The organism is Mycobacterium nebraskense (assembly GCF_002102255.1).
GTDB lineage: Bacteria > Actinomycetota > Actinomycetes > Mycobacteriales > Mycobacteriaceae > Mycobacterium > Mycobacterium nebraskense.
On record NZ_LQPH01000114.1, the window covers coordinates 22,651 to 42,665 of the forward strand.

The following is a 20,015-nucleotide window of genomic DNA, read 5'->3' on the forward strand; positions in this document are numbered from 1 at the left end:
TTGCTCCTATTCCTTAGTTATTGCCCACTGGCCGGCGCAGAGTCGAACACCGAGGGATCCGGTGGTTTGGTGTTCACCCGAGGCACGTGCAGGCCGCCGTCAACCGGGATCGTGGCCCCGGTGATGAAGCGGGCTTCGTCGCTGGCCAGGAAAGCCACCACCGGGGCGATGTCCTCTTCCGGATCACCCATGCGTCCCATCGGAATCATCGTTGGAATCGCCGCACCCAGTTCTGGGTTGTCGGCCACCATCTTTTCGAATGCGGCCGATGCGGCTATCGGAGCGATGGCGTTGACACAGATGTTGTGCCGGGCCCATTGGAACCCGGCGGTCCGTGTCAGCGCCTGCACGCCACCCTTCGCGGTGTTGTAATCAGCGTGCACCCAGTGGCCGTCGTCCGCGTCGATCGAATAGAAGTTGATGATGCGGCCTCCGCCGCGGTCCTTCAACAGTGGGAACGCGGTCTGCATGCCCCACCAGACGCTCCAGAGCCCGACTTTCATCGTCTGCTCGAGCATTTCGTCCGTCTTGTACTCCAAAGGGACGTCCGGCGTCAGAGCGATGGCGTTGTTCACCAGAATGTCCAAGCCGCCGAAGGACTCCTGGGCGGCAGCGATGGCGCCCTCGATATCGGTCTTTCGGGACACATCGGTCTGCACGAACAACCCTTGGCCACCGAGCTCAACGAGGTCCCCGACCACCTGCTTGCCCGCATCCGAATCCAGTTCGGCGACCACGACTTTGGCGCCTTCGCGGGCGAACCGGCGAGCGATACCGCAGCCGATTCCCTTGCCGGCGCCCGTGACGACGGCGACCTTACCGTCCAACCGGCCCATTATGCGGTGCTCTCGGGTGCGGCTTTGGCTTCGATGACCTGACGGACCCGTCCGCGGAAGTCGGGATCGTGGGTGTGGCTGAAGTTCACGTTTCCCGTCTCGCCGTCGAACTCGTGCAGACCGGTGAGATCCCGGTCCCGATCGGCGAAGTCTGCAGCGTAGCCATTCTCGCGGACCGCCACGATCTCCCACCAGTTGCCATCGGGATCGGTGAAGTAAAAGGACGTGTCGCCGTGCATGTGACGGGGCTCGGTGATCTGCTTGATTCCCCACTGGTCTTTGATCTCGAGCAGCTTTTCGTGCGCGGCGTAGACCTCTTCCACGCTGCCGACGTCGAGCCCGTTGTGTGCCAGCATGGTCATCGTGCTCGCCTTGCCGGTCTCCACCACGGCGTAGGCGTGGTTGGTTCCCAGCCGGATCATCATCGACCTGCTGCTCGGCTGAATCACCTCCAAGCCCAGCACTTCCTCATAGAAGCGACGCGCCCTGGCCAGATCCATGGTCTCGAGGGTGCCGTGACCCAGGCGCTGGAGCTTCAGGACAGGTTCACCGGTGAACTTGTCTGTGATTGCGGGCATCGGGAGCGTCCTTCTCGTGGTTGGGATATAGGTCCGGTCACACCGGGGTCTGCGGGCTGGCTTGTAATGCTTGCATTGCGGCCGCCATTTGGGCCGAATCCATGTATTCGTCGATCCGCCGAATTTGACCGTGCACCACGGAGATTCGCTGGATGGCGGGGATGGAGGCCTGCTGGCCTCCGGGCAGCGTGAGGTGGACCGCGTGGCGTTGAACGCAGGCGTCGCCGACCAAGTCGCGACCTGCAATCTCATACCGGGGCGCAAGTGCCGCCAGCCCGGCCAATGCGGCAAGCGCCTGCCTGGCCGGCTGTTCGACCTGGTCGTAGTTGTGCCAAATCACCGCGTCGTCCGTGAACAGCGCGTCGAGATTGGCGGCATCGCCAGTCGTCAGCGCGGCGACGAACCGTTCGACGGTGGCCAACACATCATGCTGGTTCTCAGCCATGGGACTCGCTTCCGTTGTCCTGCCGGTCACGGCCATACCTCGGGAGTGAAGATCGGGCGCGCGATCCGTGACGAGATGCGCCAGCCCTCCGGGGTTTTGGCGTACGTGTCGTGAAACTCGATGACTCGTCCGTTGTCAGTGGCGTAGACCACCGGTTCGCCGTCATTCGCGAGCGGACCGTGATAAACCATGGCGCAGACCACCGCCTCCGCGGAGTCGTCGTCGGCCTTGGTCAAATAAAAGTTCGTCAACAAGTGACGAGTGGTCACCTTCGGCCGATCACGCATCCCCTGACGCATCTCCTCATGGCCGTGATGGACGATTCCGGCCCGGTCAAACACCGCGTCAGAGGTGAAAAGCCGGATCATTGAATCGAATTCACCATTGTCCATAAAGTAGACGAAAGCGTTGTTCAGGCGGCTGAGCTCCCAGTGGAGCGTCACGTCCTGCGGCGTCATCGCGTCTGTTGTCATCGTGTCGGATGTCCCACCGCTAGGCCAAGGCGGCCGGCGGGACGTCCTCTCCCGCGAGCAGCGCCCCGACGATCGTGTAGATCTCTCCACTGGCGGCGGCGTGTTGCGCCGCCGTCCGCACGTCGCGAAGGCGTCGCTGCAAAATCGACTTGTTGTACATGGCGGTGCTGCCTGCAAGTCCGAACGCCTCGTTGACGATCTCGACACACTCGGTGTGGGCCCGTGCCACCATTGCGCGCTGGCGGGTGGCCTGCAGCGGCGAGATGGGTTCGCCTGCCGACGCTGCGTCCCACATCAGCCGGACCTCTTTCTCGGCCAGCGCACGAACCGAACCCAACCGGACGTCGAGTTGCCCTAGCCGGTACTGGAATACGGGGTCTTCAGCCAGTCGCATCGTGGGGTTGAACGCGGGTCGTTTCGTCTTGGCCAACTGACGAAGGTCGCTCAGAGCACCCTCGGCGATTCCCACGACCACCGCGACATGGGTCGGGCCGAGCGCCAAGCGGATAGGCAACCGGAACAGCGTGGTGTCGACGGTGGCCGGTCCGAAGAAGTTACCGACATGCTCATCGGGAACGAATACATCCTTGAGCACAAAGTCATTGCTGCTCGTCCCGCGCAATCCAACAGAATCCCATGTCTGAACGAAATCAGCCTGCTCTGCAGGCACCATCGCGAGCACCATCTCGGGCACACCCGCGTCGGTCATGACCGGCGCGCCCTGCTGCAGCACGATGCAGCTGCCCATCATCCACTGGTGCTCATAACTACCGCTGGCGAGGGGCCACTGACCGTTGACGAGATAGCCACCGTCGGTGCGGATCGCCACACCCTTGGGCGCGAACGCCCCGCGGGCCATGGTGTCGGGTCCTTCTGGATAAATTTCTCCGTCGAGGACGTTCTGGGGAAAACGGCCGAATACCGGCGCGAAGTCAGCACCAATCATCACGGTCCACCCGGCCGAGGCGTCGGCCTTCGCGACCTCTTCGATGACAGCCATGGCCTCGAGGAGGGTCATCTCTTCGCCGCCGTACTGGCGAGGCACAAACATCCTGAAAGCCCCTGCATCCGTGAGCCGTTGGATTAAATCGGCTGGGATCAGCTTGGCCGCCTCGATCTCATCCGCGCGCTGGGCGATCTCGGGAACGAGCGCCCGAACGGCGTCCAGCACGGTGGTGGTCTCGGCCTCGAGGGCTGTCATGTGGGGTCCTCCAATTGACCATGGTTAGGGCTTCGCCAGCCTGCTTGTTCTCGCGTCGGCCTACTTGAATGAAAAGTCCTATTTGAACATTACTTGTATTATGTGTTCATCGTCACCGTGTGGTCAAGGTCTTGGCTGAAGTTCCTTCGCACGGGAGCCGACGCGCACCGGTGATCTGATCGGACCGTCCGAGTGGGCCCGACGCGACCTTGGTGCTCACGGCCACCTCGAGCCGACGAAATTCGCTGCCGCGTAACACCTGTGGGGCAATGCCGGGCTTGAGGTGCAGCCGATGAATCTTCAACGCGGCGATGGTGTTGGTCGCCGCCCGCAACCTCATCGAACACCCTCCATTCCACCCACACCCCAGGCACCTGGCACGAACGCGACCCCATCGCCCGTAGGCTCCCGGTCGATGTCGCTGAAGCGGTCGCCCGTGCCCGATACCGAACGCAGGCATCCTCCGGAGAAGGACGCGCTCGGCAGGCAGACTGCCACCCCACGGCGGATCCAGCGACAGCGAGACGAACGAGGTCACCGCCATGCTGACTGGGTTGCCTTCTGCGCCGACGCCGCACACAGCGGTCACTCCACAGGGAAAGCACCCAGACCCGTACGTAGCGGTCCGGGGCGGATGACACTGAATTCAATTCCGTGGCAGGCTGTTTCGGGTCAGCTGGCCCGCGCTCCTATGGCGATCGCGCACTCGCACGTGAGAGACAATATGCGATTAAGACACCATCTGTATAGTATGTCTAATGCTGGAAATTGCCTCGGGTAGTTTTCACGTCCCAGCCCACCGGAGGAGCCGATCATCATGGCAGACAGCCAGCTACCCCTTCTGATCACTGTCGACCGGTCGAAGTGCTGCGGCTACACCCTGTGTGCCGCCGAAGGTCCCGACGTCTACTCGATCGATGACGCCGGATACGCGGTGGCACCTGAGAGCGTGCCGACTGAACTCGAGGCGCAGGCTTGCCGAGGTGCGGAGGCGTGTCCTGACAGCGCCATCACGGTGCGCCGCGCCGACGCGGGCGAGTGACGTGGCGACGCTTGGGGTCGCCTCAGGTTTCAAACCAGGTACTGGTCGGGAGTCCACCGGGCCAGATATGGCATTGCCAGGATCGCGCGCGGCAGGTCGGCCACATCGCGAGTCGGAAAGACGTACGCCGACATTACGATTCGAAGGATGAGTTCACAGAGTTGACCACTGGTCATACCCATGGACCGCACGCCAAGGGTCAAGCTCAGCGCCGGCGCCAGTAGCTCTTCCAGCACGCCGACGAATTCCGGGAAGATCTGCTGCAAGAAGTCCACTCCGAAGCCCGGTTCAAGGGCAATCACCTGCATGATTTCCGGATGCGCCCGGCCGACGTCGATCATTGCCTCTACGACCGCCCGGACACGAACGTCGAGTTCGGGCCGCTCTTCGACGGCGTTGACTACCGCCCCTTCGAACAGCTTCACGACTCGTACGCCGACCGCATACAGTAGGTCCTGCTTCCTACCGAAATAGTGATACAGCGTTCCGCGGGGGATCCCCGCTTCAGCGCTGACGTCGGTCATCGAAAGCGCTTTGGCGCCACTGCGTGCCAACGTCGTAGTGGTCGCATCGAAGATACGCGCAAGCATGTCGCCGTTCGCCGCCATCAGGGTCCTCCTCGTCTTCCCGCTTCGCAGAGTGTATTCCCGCCCTGCAGAGGAAGAGGTGGGATCCACAGCATTAGGCGTTTCTTTTTGAAACGGATCACGATCCCCCGGTCGACGGCCTGCCAGAAGCTACCGCCTGCATAAAAGGCGTAGTACGAGAAGTACTGTTTAGACACAAACCATACTAAGTGTCTTGTGGACGGCTGCGGCCGGTGCTAGCGTCAGCGCTGCGTCATCATCACCGGGAGTGGTCCCGCCGACCCGAGGCATCGACGCTCGAGGCCGCCGGGACCCTTCGGTTGACCAGCGGCGCGGTCGATCGCGACCTGTCTCTAACAGCCACGGTTTCTTCACGAGGACAAGGGATTATGACGACTACACAGGAGCCCGCTTCAGATCTGGCACAGTTCGACAGGAAGCTTGACGAACTGCACCTCCGTGGCCAGTGGCAGTACGATGCGCAGCTGGTCCAGCTCACCGACGGTCCCGTCCCGGCGGGTGTGCCGTTCCGGTGGTCATGGGAACTCGCGGATCGCGCCCTGACCGAGATGTGCACGGCGGTGTCCGGCGAAACTGCCCGCAGGAACTTCACTTTCATCAACCCGGCTCCTGACGTCAACGGCACGACGCAGACCTTGGCGATGGGTATGCAGATCACCCTGCCTGGCGAGATCGCCCCGGCGCACCGGCATTCCATCAACGCCTTGCGCTTCGTCGTGGACGGTAGCCCCGACCTGTTCACCGCGGTCGACGGAGAGAAACTTGCGATGGAGGACGGTGACCTGATCATCACGCCGGCCTATTCCTGGCACGATCACCACAACGAAAGCGACAAACGCGGCGTCTGGGTCGACATCCTCGACGTACCGCTCATGGGTTACCTGCGGCAGATGTTCTTCGAACCGTTCGGTGGGCGCACGCAGCCGTTGCACGAAGACGCTGCTGCCTTCACCAGCAGTCGCGCCTCCCACATACGCCCCGCGTGGGAAGCTCGACAGGGTGAACGGATTCCGTTCCGTTACGCGTGGAGCGAGGTTCGGGCCGCCTTGGACACGCATCGCCACAGTAGCGGAAGCCCGTTCGACGGCGTCATCCTGCACTACGCCCACCCGATCAGCGGGGGCCCGACACTGCCCACTATCGACTGCTTCGCACAGCTGCTCCGTCCGGGTCTGTGCACCGAACGCCACCGCCACACTTCCAGTGCGGTCTACTACGTCGTCGAAGGCGAAGGCACCACAGTTGTCGGTGACGAGGAAATTCAATGGTCTGCCGGCGACTCGTTTGTAGTGCCCAACTGGATGTGGCACGCCCACATGAACCGGTCCTCCGAGGTCGACGCCGTGCTCTTCTCCGCAACCGACGCTCCCATGCTCGAGGTGCTCGGAATGTACCGCGAGGAGCCGCGTCACTCGTTCGGTACCCAGCCGTATCCCGCGGTGCCAGGCGATCTGGCATCCCCGGCGAATAAGAGGGTATGACCATGACGATCACCCGTGCAGACATCAGAGGGATCGTGGGCATCGTTCCGACGCCTGCGACCAGCGACGCCGATGACTGGCGCTGCCTGAACAGCGTCAATGTCGCTGAGACCGAGAAAATGGTCGAGCAGGTCGTCGAGGCCGGGATCGAGCTCGTGATGTCCACCGGAACCTTCGGCGAGTGCGCATCGCTGACTCATCAAGAATGGCTTCAGTTCTCGTCCTGCGTCGCCGAGACGATCCGGGGTCGGGTGCCCTTCTTCGCCGGCGTGACGACGTTGAACACCCGCGACACCATCGCACGAGGTCGCGAAGCGATCGATGTGGGCGCCGACGGACTGTTCGTAGGTCGTCCGATGTGGCTGCCGCTCGACGACGCCGGCATCGTGCGCTTCTATCGCGATATCACCGAGGCGTTGCCCGGGGTACCGGTCGTCATCTATGACAACCCCGCCGCGTTCAAAGGAAAGATTAGCGTCGAGGCCTACCGGCAACTTGCCGATGCGCCCGAGGTCGTGGCGACCAAGCACGCAGGCGGACCGACACTGGAGGGCGACATCGAGGCCTTCGGCGACAAGGTTGCCGTGCTGCCCCTCGACAGCGACTGGGTCCGCGTTGCCAAGCGCTTTCCCGCTAGGGCCACGGCTTGCTGGTCGGGGAACGTGGCCTGTGCACCGTCCCCGTTGGCTGCGCTGTCGCGCGCCGTGCTGTCCGAGGACTGGGCACAGGCGGATCGCATTTCCGAGCAGGTGAACTGGGCGTTGGCCCCGCAGTTCGGCGGTGACATGTCGCGCTTCATGGATTACAGCATTCCGGTCGGGCGTGGCCGGTTCCGCGGAGCGGGCTTGATCGACTGCGGGCCCAGTCGGCCGCCTTACACCGATGCTCCGCCCGACATGGTCGCTGGCGGTGAGGAGACCGGCCGCCGGTGGGCGGAACTGGAGCAGAAGCACCGCGGTTTGCGCTGAGGTGACCTAGGACGGTTCCGTTCTAGTGACTGAGTTTCGTTGGGCGGGAGCAGGTTTGGCGCGGATGGGCGACGAGGATCACATGCAAGGCACTTAGACGGATACCAGCTGGGTCGATTTGATGAAGTGCTGCTGCTGGTCGGCGATCGGTTGTCTGCGGGCAGTATCCGTCTGCCGGCCGAGCACGGTGGGGCCATGACGGGGTGTTTCGGATCGTGCGGCGGGTGCCCGAGATCGGCTGATTTGCACCGTTCAACTTCAAGCCCCCCGTGTCATAAGTCGCGAGCACGGACCGCCAATTCCGGCACCGCTGCAGGTCACTACATCAGCGACGTCCTAGGCGGTGCCACCGTCACTGATCGCCATCACCACCGCCTTCGGCTCGGTGAAGAATTCGCGGCTGAATGTGCCACCCTCACGGCCGATTCCGGAATCACCCACCCCGCCGAACGGCGCCCGCAGGTCACGAATGAAAAAGCAATTCACCCACACGGTGCCCGCGTTCAGCGCGGCTGCCACGCGGTGGGCACGCGAGAGGTTCTCGGTGAACAACATCGCGTTTAGCCCGTAGGGTGTGTCGTTGGCTGCAGCAATGCCGTCTGCCTCGGTGTCGAACGGCGCGACGACCGCGACGGGGCCGAAGATCTCTTCACGGCAGAGGCGCGCGGTTGCAGGCAGGTCGGTTACGACCGTCGGGTGGATGAGCCACCCCTCGCCCTGACCACCCGTGCGCATGGTGCCCCCTTCGGCGGGGATCCCCTCGACGTAGGAGCGGACCTTCTTCCAGTGTTCTTGCGAGGCCAGCGGTCCAACCTGGGTGTCAACGGCTTTCGGATCTCCAGCAATCAGCGATTCGGAGGCTCTCACAAAACGTGCCAAGAACTCGTCGTAGACCTGCCGCTGGACGTACAGGCGGCTACCGGCGAGGCACACCTGCCCGGCATTGGAGAAGATGGCCCGGATCGACCAGCTCACCGCGCTGTCGAGGTCGGCGTCGGCGAAGACCAGGTTGGCACCCTTTCCGCCCAGTTCCAGGCTTACCGGGGTCAGGTGGGCCGCCGCCGCCGCCGCGATGGTTCTGCCGGTACCGGTTTCGCCGGTGAAGGTGATCCTGTCAACGCGGGGATCGCCGGTGAGCGCGGATCCCACAGAATCGGGACCATATCCGTGCACGACATTCAGGACGCCATCGGGCATCCCGGCCTGCAGGGCAAGTCTCGCCAGGATGGTCGCCGACGCGGGAGTGTCCTCGGCAGGTTTGAGGACGACCGTGTTTCCCCACGCGAGGGCCGGCGCGACCTTCCACGTCTCAAGCATCAGCGGGAAGTTCCACGGTGCGATCGCGGCGACGACACCCGCCGGCTCGAATCTGGTGTAGGCATGGTGACCGGTGTCCATCGGCAGTGCTTCACCGGCTGAGAGCCGCGCATGGTCTGCGAAGAAACGGAAGTTCTGCGCAGACCGCGGCACGTCGTTGCCTCGTGTGTCGGTGATCGGCTTTCCCATATCGGTGGTGTCCGCGAGGGCCAGCTCGTCGCGATGCTCGATGATTAGATCGGCCAGCCGGTGCAGAATCGCGCCCCGCTCAGCCAAACCCATTCGTGGCCAGGGGCCTTCGTCGAAGGCCCGGCGCGCCGCGGTTACGGCCCGGGCGGCCTCCTCAGCGCCGCCGAGCGCCACCCTGGCCCACGGCTGGCGGGTCCACGGATCGACGGTGTCGAAGCACGCCTGACTGGCCGACTCGGTCTCTTCACCATCGATGACGTGAGGTATGAGCTCGGTCATGATCATGAACTCTTGTTGCGCTCGGCGATGGTCACGTCACCGGCGGCCCAATGGGTATCGGGAACTTCACGCAGGACCACCCGGATGGCGGAACGTGAGACGCCCAGCGCCGTCTCGACGGCGTCGGTCAACTCGCTGATTAGCGTGCGTAACTGGTGTGGTGCCCGGCCCTGGACCAGGGTGACTTCGACTAACGGCATCGCGTTACTTCCCTTCGTGGACGACCAGTGAGCCTAGGTTCGAAAAATGCATTCTCACAACGCTTTTAGGACCGAGCGCAACCGCATCGGTCATCCCGCCGGTGAGCACAATCCAACCGCGTTCGATCGCCAACCCCCGGTCGGCGAGCACGTTCGCCGCCAGCGCCAGCGCCTCCGCAGGGTGACCTTGAACCGCGGCTCCGGTGGCGCTGTCGACGATGACGCCGTCGACTTCGACTAAGCACGCCTCCAGTGAGAGGTCCAGTTCTTCCGGCGGCAATCCGATTGGGCCCGTCAGATATCGACCCGATGAGGCGTTGTCGGCGACGACGTCAGGCAGCGTGAACCGAAAATCGCGATAGCGGGAGTCAATGATCTCCATGCCCGCGTAGACGTGCCCCACCGCTGACATCGCTTGTGCCGCTGTAACACCGGGACCGCTCAACCGCTCCTTCATGACGAAGACGAGTTCCGGCTCGACGCGCGGATGAATCAACACGCCCGCCGGCAACGGCGCCCCGGCGGGCAGCGTCATCGCATCGGTCAGCCACGCAACGAGCGGCGACGAAATACCCATTCGCTGCTGCTTGGCTCGAGACGTCAGGCCCAGCTTCACACCGACGACGCTTTCACCACGCTCGACTCGGCGGCACAACGCCTCGTCCTGAACCGCATAGGCGGTCCTCAGGTCGAGGTCGGCCCAATCATCGGTGATCGGGTTGCGGGCGGTTCGCGTGTCCTCTGCGTCAAGCAGCGCGGAGGCCGCCCGATCAACGGTCCATTTATTCACGACTCTCCTGCGGCGAAACGTGTGGTGACGAGCCCGAGTTGGGCAAACTGCGCGGTCCAGACATCGCCTGGTCGCACCGGTTGTGCCGCGGTCACCGAACCCGGCAGCACGACATCACCGGTTCTCAGGCAGTCGTTCTGCTGACCCAGGGTGTTGGCCAGCCATGCCAGCGATATCACCGGCGAGCCGAGCGCCGCTCCCCCGGCACCCGTCGCGACCACCTCGCCGTTGCAGTACAGGTTGCATCCGAGGAGCCGAAGGTCCGCATCTGTGGGTCGAACAGGACGCCCGCCGAGCACGACTCCCCCCGACGAGGCGTTGTCGGCAACCGTGTCGGCGACGCTGATACGCCAGTCGGCGATGCGGCTGTCGATGATTTCCAGTGCCGGCAGCACGAAGTCCACCGCGGCCAGGGCCTCGGCGACTGTCACGCCGGGACCGGCAAGGTCACGCTTGATTACTAGGGCGATCTCCGGTTCGACACGCGGCTGCAGGAAAGCAGTCACCGGGATGGGATCGGACTCTGGGTGGAACATCTGGTCGTGCAAGACACCGAAATCCGGTTGATTCACCCCCATTTGGCGTTGCATGGCCGCAGAGGTCAGGCCAACTTTGTGGCCTTTGATGATCCGGCCTTCGGCCATCCACCGGTCGACCTGTGCTCGCTGGATGTCGAAGCCCTCCGCCACGGTCAAGTCAGGGAATCGGTCGGTCAGCGGGGCGATCGGGCTGCGCGTCTGGTAGGCCGCCAGCAGCTCCTCGGCCATCTGATGGCACTCTTCGGTACGCATCACACGCTGAGCTCAGGCGCAACGACAGAAAGCGATGCTGTCGAGCGGCCTACGAGTTGACTCTGGGAGACGGTCCGCTGGGTTGGACCCAACCACATATCGATCGAGCCCGGCTCTCCGAGCTCGAACATGCGGGGGGTCCACGCCTCGTCTTCAATCAACTGAACCCCGAATGAGTACTCGTAGGTCAGGTTGTCGGGCCCGAGGAAGTAGACGAAGATGGCCGTCGACGTCGGGTGACGGCCTGGCCCATGCAGAATCTGCACATCGTTCTGTTGCAGGAATCGCCAATTGCGCATCACATCGTCGAGCGTCTCGACCTGGAAGTTGATGTGACAGAAGCCTGGTCCCGCGTCGCTCTGGAAGAACGCGAGCTTGTGATGGACGGGGTCTATTCGCATCAGGCAAGCGCCCTCACCGATCCAGTCGGACACCTTGGCGCTGAACACCGTAGACCAGAAGGCGTGCGCAGCCCGTACATCGGGGGCATCGAGGCACAGGTGGCCGAACTCCGTGATACCTGCGGCGGGTCGACCGAAGTTGATCGGACGCGCCAGGGTGCTCTGGCCCGTGACCAATTCGACGTGATTGCCGAAGGGGTCGTCGAAAGCGATGAAATTGCGAACATGTCGGTGTCGCGCTTCCTGTTCGGTGCCACGCGAAACCGTGCAGCCGTACTGCTGCAACTCGACTTCGGCTGACTCGAGCGCGGCATCGTCTCGCAACGAGAACGCCGATGCGAGGACGCCGGGCCGGTTGCTTTCGATCAGCGCTAGGCAGTGATGACGGCCGTCGGCCCGCAAATAGGTGACACCTTGGTCCTGCGCGACCGGATCCAGTCCCACGATGTCGACCGCGAAGCGGGTCGCACGCTGGAGATCGGTCACCCCCGATCGCACGTAAGCAATGTCCTGCAGTTCGATCATCTCCGACCTTCCTGAACCTGACGAGGCAACTCAGCCCGCACCGCGACATCCCAGATGCGCCACTCGGTTTTTACTTATGCTTGTGAACTATATTGCGTACTGCCCTTCGGGTCAAAGCCGTCCCTGCACACCTAGGGAGGTGGCGAGCGCAATGACCCCTGTCGGATCGAAGTCGCAAGATTCGCCCTGCGCAACAGGCCATTACGTGACCTGGTCGCGGCCACGTAGCGGTGTGCGGTAGCGTCCGAATTAGTTATAGTTATGAAATATTTGTGGATATAGGCTCAACGGCAGGTTTAACCGCTAGAGTCGGCTTACGCTGACGAGTGGTCCTCCAGAAAGTGGGCATAGCACGTGCAATCCTCTCTCGAAAGCAACAAGACGGACGTCGCTAGGCTGCTCGACCGTGACTGGCGGATGCTCATCGGGGGCGACCGCGTCAGCGCCGCTGACGGCGCGGCGATGGAGATCACCGCCCCGCATGACGGCTCCACCATCGCCCGCGTTCCTGCCGCGGGCCTCCCCGACGTTGACGCAGCTGTCGCGGCGGCGGTGGCGGCGTTCCCGCAATGGCGCGGCACCACATTGCTTGAGCGCTCGGAGATGATTAGGTCGTTCGCGCAGAGATTGCGTGCCCGCGCAACCGATTTCGGTCTGCTCGACGCTATCGACACCGGCAATCCCGTGACAGCCATGGTCGGCGACGTCATTATGGCTAGCCGGTGGCTCGACTACCACGCGGCGGTGGCCTTCAGCGTCACCGGCGACACCCTTCCGTCGATGACGCGCAGCTGGCTGATGACCCGCAAAGAACCGTACGGCGCGGTCGGGCGGATAATTCCCTATAACCACCCCATCCTGTTCGCCGCCGCCAAAGTAGGCGCTCCGCTGATCACCGGCAACACACTGATTCTCAAGGTGCCCGATCAGGCTCCGCTGTCCTCCCTGCTGATGGCCGAGGTGGTTCTCGAGTCGTTTCCGCCCGGCGTTGTCAACATCATCTCGGGAAGCGGTGCGGTGGCGGGAGACGCACTGGTCCGACACCGCGACGTCAAGCGCATCGCACTCATCGGCAGCGTCCCCACTGGCCAGAAAGTGATGGCCGCGGCAGCCGAGGCGGGCATCAAACACGTCACCCTGGAACTCGGCGGCAAGAACGCGATGATCGTCTGCCCAGACGCCGACCCGACCGCCGTCGTCGAGGGCGCGGCTTTCGGCATGAACTGTCATTGGAGCCAGGGACAGTCCTGCGGATCGACGACCCGGCTCTTTCTTCACGAGTCACTTCACGACCAGGTGGTTTCCGGCCTGGTCGAGCGATTGAAGTCGATCAGGATCGGTCATCCGCTGGATCCGGCCACCGAGATGGGATGCCTGGTATCCCAAGCGCAGTTCGACAAGGTGAATCACTACATCGACGTCGCGAAACGCGAAGGGGCTAGCTTGGTCACCGGCGGCGGACGGCCGCCGGGGAAGCAATTCGAGGCGGGCTTCTACGTCGAGCCGACGGTCTTCGCCGACGTCGACATGTCGATGACCGTTGCCCGTGAGGAGATTTTCGGCCCGGTCTTGTCGGTGCTGCGATTCACAGATCTTGACGCCGCCATCGCTCAGGCCAACGCACTACCGTTCGGTCTAACCGGCGCGATCTGGAGCAACGACATCACGACCGCAGTCTCGGTGGCAGACAGGCTTGACACCGGCTATGTGTGGATTAACGGCAGCGGCAGCCACTTTCTGGGTGCGCCGTTCGGTGGGCGCAAGGACAGCGGAACAGGTACCGAAGAGGGAGTCGAGGAATTGGAGAGTTACCTCCAGACCAAGACCGTCAACATTCCTCTCCCGTGAGTTGTAAACCATTCACCCGACACCGCGACAAATTTGTTGACGTCGGTACTGTACAGAACCGGAACTATCCACAATCGTGATCAAATCGGGAGGCGATCCCATGCCGCGACGACCCCGTAACCCACGCTCGATCGCCGAGGAGATCGCAAGGGCGGCCGACCGGGAGGATCCGGGATTCGACACCGCAGTCCTGGGACTGACGTTGGCGCTGTTCCGTACCGCGACCGCCTTTGAGCGGGCTCACGTCAGCGAACTACTGCCGCATGACCTGAACATCAGCCAGCTCAATATCCTCACGGTGCTCGACCGCGCCTCGGAGCCGCTGACGATGGGGGCTCTTGGTCAGGCGGTCTCCGTGCTGCCGGCTAACCTGACCGGTGTCGTGGACGGGTTGGCGCGGCGGGGTTACGTCGAACGCATAACGAATCCCGATGACCGTCGGTCCTTCCTGATCCGCATCGGTAAACCCGGCCGCGCCTTTCTACGCAAGTTTCTGCCCGGACATTGGGCATACCTACAGACCCTGATGAGCGATCTGACACCCCCGCAGAAGCGTCAGCTGCAGACGTTGCTCGGCAAGTTCTACGACTCGATCGAACAGAACTGCCAGACCGTCACCAATGGCGCCGATCTCAAGCGCCCACGCCCGAGGCTCCGTGGTCAGGTGTCTTCATGAGACTACCGGCGTCTTTTCAGGCGATATTGTGATCGATCTCCACACCCATGGCCTGCCCCGCTCCCTACCCAACTTCGGCCGACGCTTCGCGGGTTCCTGGCTGGAACTGGTGGAAACCGGTCCGTGTAGCGCCGATATCATGCTCGGCGACCGGCACTTTCGTTCGATCACGGACCAATGCTGGAACCTGGAGCGACGACTCGCCGACATGGAGACTGACGGCGTTGCAAGACAGGTTATTTCACCCATACCGATAACTTTCTCTTATGGTCTGAGCGCCGATGGCGTGGCCGAGATGGCGCGGGTGCAGAACGAATGGATCGCCGACGCGGTTCGCGCATATCCGGCGCGGTTCAGCGGGCTGGGCACAGTCCCGCTGCAGGACCCGGACCGGGCCGCGGAGATGGTCGTCGAAATTCGGCAGGTTCTCGGCCTCGCTGGTGTCGAGATCGGCTCGAACGTCCGCGGACTTAATCTCGACGACCGCGCGCTGGATCCCTTCTTCGCGGCCTGTGCCGATCACAGCGCTCTGGTCTTTGTACACCCGTGGCAGGTGCTGGGTTCGGATCGGCTCACGAAGCACGGTCTCGCCGATTCCATCGGAATGGGCGCTGAGACGGCGACGGCTGCAGCGTCATTGGTGATGGGCGGCGTTCTTGACCGCCATCCCAACCTCGACATTCTGCTCGCTCACGGCGGAGGTGCATTTCTGGCACTGCTTCCGAGAATCGAGCGATTCTGGGAGAACTCATCGGCAGTGACGTACTGCAGCGACCGTCCGTCGAGTTATGCCGGCCGCTTCTATTACGACTCGCTGCTCTTCGACGAGGACGCGGTTGCGGCTCTGGTCGGGCGGGTCGGGGCAGATCGGGTGGTGGTCGGCACCGATTATCCGTTCGCCATCGCCGAACGACCAGCAGGAGCGGCCCTGCTCGGCGCCGGTCTCCCCGACGCGGTCACTTCGGCGGTCAGCGTGCTGACCGCCGAGAGGATCCTTGGACTCGCCTGAGTCACAGCGGGTTTGTTGGGGCTACACGCGCGCTGCGCTGACGGTCGACGGTACGAACACATCCTCGAGTCGCAGCGGGCGTTCGCTGAACCCCTGCTCGTGCGCGTAGGCCAGCAGTGCCTGTAGGGCGGCGAGGTTCTCAGCGACGCCGCAGCGGAAGGGATCGCCGAGAATGTCTTTTTCTGCTTCCGCGTAGGAGGACTCCCATATCAGGCTGGTCGTGCAGACTGCGGTGTCGATAAGCTCCCGCTGTACGGGTTTGCGGGCCCGTTCGAACGCATCGACGAGGTTGTTGGCCACCCATGGATGAGCGGTCAACACCGAACGTTTGACGACCACCACATGCATGATCGGAACAATCTGAGTCGCCTCGAAATAGGCGCGCTCCACGGCACGGAAGTCTGGCCACAACCGTCGAATCCGCGGATCGCCTTGCAGGAACGCCCGTGGGGCACGCGCTGTGATCAGTCCGTCCAGTTCACCGCGGATCAGCTGTTCGCTGAGGGTGTCCTCGTCGTCGATGCGGGACACGTCGAAATAGGCAGGGGGTGTCACCGGCGCCTTCTCCTGACGACCCGGCTCCTCGAGACCACCTGTGCGCCAACGGATCGACGCGAGATCGACACCGTGGTGCTCGCCCAGTATGCCGCGCATCCACAACGAGGCGGTCATGCTCCATTCGGGGGTCCCGATGACGCCGGCGTTGAGGTCGGCCGCCTCGGACACATTCGCGTCGTCGCGCACGTAGACACTGGAGTGGCGGAAAAGCCGAGACGGGAAGACCGGGAGGGCGACGAAAGGCCGATCGGGATCGTCAACCGTGGACAGGTATGCGCCCATCGAATACTCGGCCACGTCGAACTCGCCGTACTTGCCCTGGCGCCAGAAGAGGTCTTCGATCGCGGTGTGCAGGTAGCGCATCCGTATACCCTCAGGTGCGACCTCGCCCGTGTAGAGGCGACGCGTTCTGTCATAAAGTTCGCCACCGTAGGTCAATTCGAGACGCTCTGCCCGGTTCATGGCAGCAGTCCATCGATCTCATCGGTAGCAGCAATCAGCTCACTGAGCACTGTTCTGCGCAAGCGCTTAGTCATTCGGCTGACGGGCACCGATGCGTTGAGGGCATACGATCCGCCGCGCAGCGCTACTGCGATGGAGATCACGCCCACCTCGCCCTCTTCATTACTGATGGCATACCCGCGCTTGCGCACCTCGGCGAGCTCCGCATCGAGCGCCACCCTCGATGCAATGGAATTCCGCGTCATCTGGATCAGATCGGCGTGGGGATAGAGCCGGTCGAGCTCCCCGGGCCCAAGAGCGGAAAGCAACGCCTTGCCGGTCGACGTGCAGTGTGCGGGCATCGCCACGCCCAGACGGTTAGACACCCGCAGCGCCTGCGGACTCTCGATGGAGGCGACGAAGTCGACCTCGGCGCCTTCCAGCCTTCCCAGATGCACGGTTTCCCTTAGACCGGCGTTCAGTTTTTCCAACACCGGCCGGGCACGGTCGCGGACATCCAGCTGGCGCAGCACGCTGAAGGCGAGCAGATCCAGACCCGGTCCTACACGGTAGGCCCTAGTTTTCGGATCCTGGCGGATCAGTCCGCGGTAGGACAGCATGGCGAGTAGCCGGTGCGCCGTTGAACTCGCCACGCCGAGGTAGGCGCTCACATCGGTAAGCCGGAGTTCATTCCGGGTCGCCAGGAGCATGACGATCTGCAAGGCGTTGTCGACCGATTCCACGGGGTACTGGGGTGTCGGCCCGTATGCCCGGGCAACGATCGGTTCTGCTTCCATAGTCATCCGGTGATCACCCTCCGGCCGATTGGCCTACGTTGAGCTGCGGTAAGCGTTCCACTTCCGCCAGGCAGTCGGCGACGGTCGTTCCCGCGCCAATCATTCTGCGGCACAGCATCAAGGCCTTCGGCCAGTTGACGGTGACAGCCGCAGTCAGCATCCCGTCCTGATCGCCGAATACTGCTGCACTCTGCGGCGGGTCGACGTCCAGGTCGCCAACGATCCGATCGAGCGTCGCTCGGTGCGGCCGCCCGGCGATTTGTATCTTCCAGTCGTACTGGTCACTCCACACGTATTCGGTCGGAGCGTAGGAACGCAGTTCGTCGGGGTGGGTGATGTTGTGGGCCACACAGGCGGCCTGCTCGGCGGCGTTGGTCCAGTGCTCGACGCGTACATCTTCCTTATGCCCAGGATGACGCCAGCGCACCACGTCACCGACCGCGAAGACGCCCGGATGCCCTACCGCGCGGCAGAATTCGTCGCACACCACGCCATCGTCGATCAGCAGTCCGGAGGAGGATAGCCAGGCGTCGTTGGGGATGGCGCCAATACCGACGACCACGATGGCCGCGCGCAGCGTCTCGTTGCTCGTTAGGGTGACGCGAAGATCGCCCTCGCGACCATCGACCGACTCGACACCGGCGCCGAATCGCGTCTGCACCCCGTGCCTCGCGTGCACGCTGGTGAGGATGGCGCCGAGTTCAGCCCCGACGATCCGGCCGATCGGCGCGGTGAGCGGATCGACGATGGTCACGTTCCGCCCCGCGGCGTGCGCAGTCGAGGCCACCTCGGCGCCGATGAACCCGCCGCCCACGACTACCACCGGTCCGGCGGCCGCCAGCGCGCGAGCCAGTCCACGGCTGTCGTCGAGCGTCCGCACGAGATAAACGCCGGAGGCCACCGGCCACGGGGCCGGTCGCGCATCAGCGCCGGTGGCGACGACCAGGATGTCGAATGGGACGCGCGCGCCGTCGGCGAGGACCACCGCTCGATCAGCAAGATCAAGTTGCTCAGCTGCGTTGCCGAGGCGCAGTTCGATACCGGCCTCGTCGGCTTGCTCCGCGGTGAGCATCGTCAGCCGGCTCTGATCCCACGAGCCTGCGAGGAACTGCTTAGAGAGGGGCGGCTTGTCGTAGGGCAGATTGCTCTCGCGGCCGATCAACACGATTCGGCCGCCGAAGCCCTGGGATCGTAGCGCCTTCGCGGTGCGCACTCCGCCGACGGACGACCCCACGATGACGACGGTCTGCCCGGACATCAGTCGGCCTCGATGCTCAGGGCGTTCACGGGGCAACTGCCAACCGCGTCCTCGATTCGTGAGCGCTCAGGCTCTGCGAAGGTGTCGCGCAACAGCACCACCACGCCGTCGTCGTCGACATCGAAGGTGTCGGCAGCGCCGGTTACGCAGTTGCCATAACCCTGGCACGACTGGTAGTCAGCGTGGAGTCTGGGCATAGTTGTCCCCTCTCTTCCGATCGTGCGGTGCGAGTGCTCAACTGCGCTTCCTCGGGGCCGCGGCAACGCTCATGCCTCCGTCGGGGTGGATCACGTCGCCGGTGATGCCACGGGCGCGATGCGATGCCAGGAAAACGTAACTCCACGCGTGGTCCTCAGCGGACAAGGCGACCTGCAGGGGAACGCGCGCCGACATCTCTTCGGCACGACCGGGCACTTTCGAGATGCTGCGGTCCGCCATGCCCAGAACGGCCAGGCCGCGAAGGTCGGTACCCAGGGTGGCGCCGGGGGCAACACCGTTGACCCTGATCTGCGGCGCCAGGTCATGAGATAGCGCGGTGACCAATCCGCGGACGGCGAATTTGGAAGCCACGTAGAGCACCCCACCTCGCCCCGCGTAGTACCCGGACGTGGACTCGGTCAGCACGATGGCGGGCCGCTCGGATTCACGCAGCGCGGGAAGCGCCGCCTTGACCGAATGCAGGTAGCTTCTGACGTTGACGCGAAAGATCTCGTCGAATGCCTCGTCGAGCACGTCCACGTCGATTTCTTCAATGCTGCGGTAAAAGTCGAACACCCCAACGCAGTTGACCAGCACGTCCAGACCGCCGAACGCCTCGACAGCGGCGTCGACGGCCGCGTCATTGGCGGCGCGCAAGCTCGCATCGCCACACACCACGGGGACGTCGGGATGCTGGGCGCTCAGCGCCGAGCACTTCTCCTCATCGCGTTCCAGAACAGCCACGCGCGCACCCTCATCCAGGAAGGCGTCGACCACCGCCCTGCCGATCCCCGAACCGGCGCCCACGACAAGAGCCCGCCGACCGGTGAGCCAGCCGGTCACCACGACTCCGGAGCGGACTGACCCGACCGCTCGTCGACCAGGGATCCGAAGGGGTGTCCGATCATTGCCGAGAATGTCGCGGTCGACTGCCACGTCAGGGCCTCGACTTCGAGAGGACACAGCGCCACCCACTGCCCGGACTTCTGCGATTCGATCAGCAGCCGCGAGCCGTTGCGGGTATCGACCCGGGTGAGGCGCACCTCACTGAACTCGTTACCGATTGTGATCGGTTCGCCGACAACATGTTTGAGCAGCTCACTGCG

24 protein-coding genes are annotated in these 20,015 nt (G+C 63.6%); 6 read left to right on the forward strand and 18 right to left on the reverse strand.

What is annotated here, in order from left to right:
- Nucleotides 1-17: 17 nt before the first annotated feature.
- The 6 genes from AWC17_RS13450 to AWC17_RS13475 form a co-directional block, all read right to left on the reverse strand.
- Complete coding sequence (locus tag AWC17_RS13450) at nucleotides 18-836, reverse strand: SDR family NAD(P)-dependent oxidoreductase (protein WP_009953943.1); 819 nt, start codon at nucleotides 834-836, stop codon at nucleotides 18-20.
- Entirely contained in the window at nucleotides 836-1,414 is a 579-nt protein-coding gene (locus AWC17_RS13455; RefSeq protein WP_009953942.1) for a VOC family protein, read from the reverse strand. Before AWC17_RS13455 ends, AWC17_RS13450 begins: the two co-directional genes overlap by 1 nt.
- Nucleotides 1,415-1,451: 37 nt before the next feature.
- Complete coding sequence (locus AWC17_RS13460) at nucleotides 1,452-1,859, reverse strand: nuclear transport factor 2 family protein (RefSeq protein WP_009953941.1); 408 nt, start codon at nucleotides 1,857-1,859, stop codon at nucleotides 1,452-1,454.
- Between the two features lie 26 nt (nucleotides 1,860-1,885).
- On the reverse strand, nucleotides 1,886-2,317 hold the full coding sequence (locus AWC17_RS13465) for a nuclear transport factor 2 family protein (RefSeq protein WP_009953939.1): 432 nt from the start codon (nucleotides 2,315-2,317) through the stop codon (nucleotides 1,886-1,888).
- 34 nt (nucleotides 2,318-2,351) lie between these two features.
- Nucleotides 2,352-3,533, reverse strand: coding sequence for an acyl-CoA dehydrogenase family protein (locus AWC17_RS13470; RefSeq protein ID WP_009953938.1), 1,182 nt, complete (start codon nucleotides 3,531-3,533; stop codon nucleotides 2,352-2,354).
- A 112-nt stretch (nucleotides 3,534-3,645) separates the two neighbouring features.
- A complete protein-coding gene (locus AWC17_RS13475) occupies nucleotides 3,646-3,873 on the reverse strand; it encodes a hypothetical protein (RefSeq protein WP_014379561.1) in 228 nt (75 codons plus the stop codon).
- A gap of 477 nt (nucleotides 3,874-4,350) precedes the next feature.
- On the opposite strand from AWC17_RS13475, the gene AWC17_RS13480 reads away from it, so the two are divergent.
- Nucleotides 4,351-4,575 (forward strand): ferredoxin, encoded by a 225-nt coding sequence (locus AWC17_RS13480; RefSeq protein WP_009953936.1) that lies wholly within the window; start codon nucleotides 4,351-4,353, stop codon nucleotides 4,573-4,575.
- Between the two features lie 29 nt (nucleotides 4,576-4,604).
- Here the strand turns inward: AWC17_RS13480 and AWC17_RS13485 are convergent, their stop codons facing one another.
- Nucleotides 4,605-5,183 (reverse strand): TetR/AcrR family transcriptional regulator, encoded by a 579-nt coding sequence (locus tag AWC17_RS13485; RefSeq protein ID WP_009953934.1) that lies wholly within the window; start codon nucleotides 5,181-5,183, stop codon nucleotides 4,605-4,607.
- Nucleotides 5,184-5,551: 368 nt separating this feature from the next.
- On the opposite strand from AWC17_RS13485, the gene AWC17_RS13490 reads away from it, so the two are divergent.
- Together AWC17_RS13490 and AWC17_RS13495 are read left to right on the forward strand one after the other, a co-directional pair.
- On the forward strand, nucleotides 5,552-6,664 hold the full coding sequence (locus tag AWC17_RS13490; protein ID WP_009953932.1) for a cupin domain-containing protein: 1,113 nt from the start codon (nucleotides 5,552-5,554) through the stop codon (nucleotides 6,662-6,664).
- Between the two features lie 2 nt (nucleotides 6,665-6,666).
- Nucleotides 6,667-7,632, forward strand: a complete 966-nt coding sequence (locus tag AWC17_RS13495) for a dihydrodipicolinate synthase family protein (protein ID WP_225323274.1) — start codon at nucleotides 6,667-6,669, stop codon at nucleotides 7,630-7,632.
- Nucleotides 7,633-7,968: 336 nt separating this feature from the next.
- Here AWC17_RS13495 and AWC17_RS13500 read toward each other — a convergent pair whose 3' ends face one another.
- Genes AWC17_RS13500 through AWC17_RS13520 form a run of 5 tightly spaced genes read right to left on the reverse strand, consistent with a single transcriptional unit; the run spans nucleotide 7,969 to nucleotide 12,124 of the window.
- The gene (locus tag AWC17_RS13500) at nucleotides 7,969-9,423 is read right to left on the reverse strand and encodes an aldehyde dehydrogenase (protein WP_009953930.1); all 1,455 of its coding nucleotides are present in this window, start codon (nucleotides 9,421-9,423) and stop codon (nucleotides 7,969-7,971) included.
- A complete protein-coding gene (locus AWC17_RS13505; RefSeq protein WP_009953929.1) occupies nucleotides 9,420-9,617 on the reverse strand; it encodes a tautomerase family protein in 198 nt (65 codons plus the stop codon). The genes AWC17_RS13500 and AWC17_RS13505 overlap by 4 nt, the downstream gene beginning before the upstream one ends.
- Nucleotides 9,618-9,621: 4 nt before the next feature.
- Nucleotides 9,622-10,407, reverse strand: a complete 786-nt coding sequence (locus tag AWC17_RS13510; RefSeq protein ID WP_009953926.1) for a 2-keto-4-pentenoate hydratase — start codon at nucleotides 10,405-10,407, stop codon at nucleotides 9,622-9,624.
- The gene (locus tag AWC17_RS13515; RefSeq protein WP_047322053.1) at nucleotides 10,404-11,198 is read right to left on the reverse strand and encodes a 2-keto-4-pentenoate hydratase; all 795 of its coding nucleotides are present in this window, start codon (nucleotides 11,196-11,198) and stop codon (nucleotides 10,404-10,406) included. Before AWC17_RS13515 ends, AWC17_RS13510 begins: the two co-directional genes overlap by 4 nt.
- Nucleotides 11,198-12,124: a VOC family protein gene (locus AWC17_RS13520; RefSeq protein ID WP_009953924.1), complete on the reverse strand. Its 927-nt coding sequence runs from the start codon at nucleotides 12,122-12,124 to the stop codon at nucleotides 11,198-11,200. Before AWC17_RS13520 ends, AWC17_RS13515 begins: the two co-directional genes overlap by 1 nt.
- A gap of 354 nt (nucleotides 12,125-12,478) precedes the next feature.
- Between AWC17_RS13520 and AWC17_RS13525 the strand changes: the two genes are divergently transcribed.
- From AWC17_RS13525 to AWC17_RS13535, 3 genes are all read left to right on the forward strand, one after another.
- Complete coding sequence (locus tag AWC17_RS13525) at nucleotides 12,479-13,972, forward strand: aldehyde dehydrogenase family protein (RefSeq protein ID WP_014379557.1); 1,494 nt, start codon at nucleotides 12,479-12,481, stop codon at nucleotides 13,970-13,972.
- A 100-nt stretch (nucleotides 13,973-14,072) separates the two neighbouring features.
- Nucleotides 14,073-14,648, forward strand: a complete 576-nt coding sequence (locus tag AWC17_RS13530) for a MarR family winged helix-turn-helix transcriptional regulator (RefSeq protein ID WP_020415598.1) — start codon at nucleotides 14,073-14,075, stop codon at nucleotides 14,646-14,648.
- Between the two features lie 28 nt (nucleotides 14,649-14,676).
- A complete protein-coding gene (locus tag AWC17_RS13535) occupies nucleotides 14,677-15,657 on the forward strand; it encodes an amidohydrolase family protein (RefSeq protein WP_052955271.1) in 981 nt (326 codons plus the stop codon).
- A 21-nt stretch (nucleotides 15,658-15,678) separates the two neighbouring features.
- Here the strand turns inward: AWC17_RS13535 and AWC17_RS13540 are convergent, their stop codons facing one another.
- Genes AWC17_RS13540 through AWC17_RS13565 form a run of 6 tightly spaced genes read right to left on the reverse strand, consistent with a single transcriptional unit; the run spans nucleotide 15,679 to nucleotide 20,006 of the window.
- Nucleotides 15,679-16,677 (reverse strand): substrate-binding domain-containing protein, encoded by a 999-nt coding sequence (locus AWC17_RS13540; RefSeq protein WP_036390486.1) that lies wholly within the window; start codon nucleotides 16,675-16,677, stop codon nucleotides 15,679-15,681.
- Entirely contained in the window at nucleotides 16,674-17,459 is a 786-nt protein-coding gene (locus AWC17_RS13545) for an IclR family transcriptional regulator (protein ID WP_009953914.1), read from the reverse strand. Before AWC17_RS13545 ends, AWC17_RS13540 begins: the two co-directional genes overlap by 4 nt.
- Before the next feature lie 7 nt (nucleotides 17,460-17,466).
- Nucleotides 17,467-18,711, reverse strand: a complete 1,245-nt coding sequence (locus AWC17_RS13550) for an NAD(P)/FAD-dependent oxidoreductase (RefSeq protein ID WP_009953913.1) — start codon at nucleotides 18,709-18,711, stop codon at nucleotides 17,467-17,469.
- The gene (locus tag AWC17_RS13555; protein ID WP_009953912.1) at nucleotides 18,711-18,908 is read right to left on the reverse strand and encodes a ferredoxin; all 198 of its coding nucleotides are present in this window, start codon (nucleotides 18,906-18,908) and stop codon (nucleotides 18,711-18,713) included. The genes AWC17_RS13550 and AWC17_RS13555 overlap by 1 nt, the downstream gene beginning before the upstream one ends.
- Before the next feature lie 37 nt (nucleotides 18,909-18,945).
- Nucleotides 18,946-19,752, reverse strand: a complete 807-nt coding sequence (gene hcaB / locus AWC17_RS13560; RefSeq protein WP_009953911.1) for a 3-(cis-5,6-dihydroxycyclohexa-1,3-dien-1-yl)propanoate dehydrogenase — start codon at nucleotides 19,750-19,752, stop codon at nucleotides 18,946-18,948.
- Nucleotides 19,749-20,006, reverse strand: coding sequence for a hypothetical protein (locus tag AWC17_RS13565; RefSeq protein ID WP_196771120.1), 258 nt, complete (start codon nucleotides 20,004-20,006; stop codon nucleotides 19,749-19,751). Before AWC17_RS13565 ends, hcaB begins: the two co-directional genes overlap by 4 nt.
- Nucleotides 20,007-20,015: the final 9 nt, after the last annotated feature.

Bases quoted from the DNA above. Each gene is read 5' to 3' on its own strand.
- AWC17_RS13555 (WP_009953912.1), bottom strand. From the start codon at position 18,908: ATGCCCAGACTCCACGCTGACTACCAGTCGTGCCAGGGTTATGGCAAC.
- AWC17_RS13475 (WP_014379561.1), bottom strand. From the start codon at position 3,873: ATGAGGTTGCGGGCGGCGACCAACACCATCGCCGCGTTGAAGATTCAT.
- AWC17_RS13505 (WP_009953929.1), bottom strand. From the start codon at position 9,617: ATGCCGTTAGTCGAAGTCACCCTGGTCCAGGGCCGGGCACCACACCAG.
- AWC17_RS13495 (WP_225323274.1), top strand. From the start codon at position 6,667: ATGACGATCACCCGTGCAGACATCAGAGGGATCGTGGGCATCGTTCCG.
- AWC17_RS13465 (WP_009953939.1), bottom strand. From the start codon at position 2,317: ATGACGCCGCAGGACGTGACGCTCCACTGGGAGCTCAGCCGCCTGAAC.
- AWC17_RS13550 (WP_009953913.1), bottom strand. From the start codon at position 18,711: ATGTCCGGGCAGACCGTCGTCATCGTGGGGTCGTCCGTCGGCGGAGTG.
- AWC17_RS13520 (WP_009953924.1), bottom strand. From the start codon at position 12,124: ATGATCGAACTGCAGGACATTGCTTACGTGCGATCGGGGGTGACCGAT.
- AWC17_RS13545 (WP_009953914.1), bottom strand. From the start codon at position 17,459: ATGACTATGGAAGCAGAACCGATCGTTGCCCGGGCATACGGGCCGACA.
- AWC17_RS13480 (WP_009953936.1), top strand. From the start codon at position 4,351: ATGGCAGACAGCCAGCTACCCCTTCTGATCACTGTCGACCGGTCGAAG.
- AWC17_RS13450 (WP_009953943.1), bottom strand. From the start codon at position 836: ATGGGCCGGTTGGACGGTAAGGTCGCCGTCGTCACGGGCGCCGGCAAG.
- AWC17_RS13515 (WP_047322053.1), bottom strand. From the start codon at position 11,198: ATGCGTACCGAAGAGTGCCATCAGATGGCCGAGGAGCTGCTGGCGGCC.
- AWC17_RS13500 (WP_009953930.1), bottom strand. From the start codon at position 9,423: ATGATCATGACCGAGCTCATACCTCACGTCATCGATGGTGAAGAGACC.
- AWC17_RS13530 (WP_020415598.1), top strand. From the start codon at position 14,073: ATGCCGCGACGACCCCGTAACCCACGCTCGATCGCCGAGGAGATCGCA.
- AWC17_RS13540 (WP_036390486.1), bottom strand. From the start codon at position 16,677: ATGAACCGGGCAGAGCGTCTCGAATTGACCTACGGTGGCGAACTTTAT.
- AWC17_RS13455 (WP_009953942.1), bottom strand. From the start codon at position 1,414: ATGCCCGCAATCACAGACAAGTTCACCGGTGAACCTGTCCTGAAGCTC.
- AWC17_RS13490 (WP_009953932.1), top strand. From the start codon at position 5,552: ATGACGACTACACAGGAGCCCGCTTCAGATCTGGCACAGTTCGACAGG.
- AWC17_RS13470 (WP_009953938.1), bottom strand. From the start codon at position 3,533: ATGACAGCCCTCGAGGCCGAGACCACCACCGTGCTGGACGCCGTTCGG.
- AWC17_RS13460 (WP_009953941.1), bottom strand. From the start codon at position 1,859: ATGGCTGAGAACCAGCATGATGTGTTGGCCACCGTCGAACGGTTCGTC.
- AWC17_RS13485 (WP_009953934.1), bottom strand. From the start codon at position 5,183: ATGGCGGCGAACGGCGACATGCTTGCGCGTATCTTCGATGCGACCACT.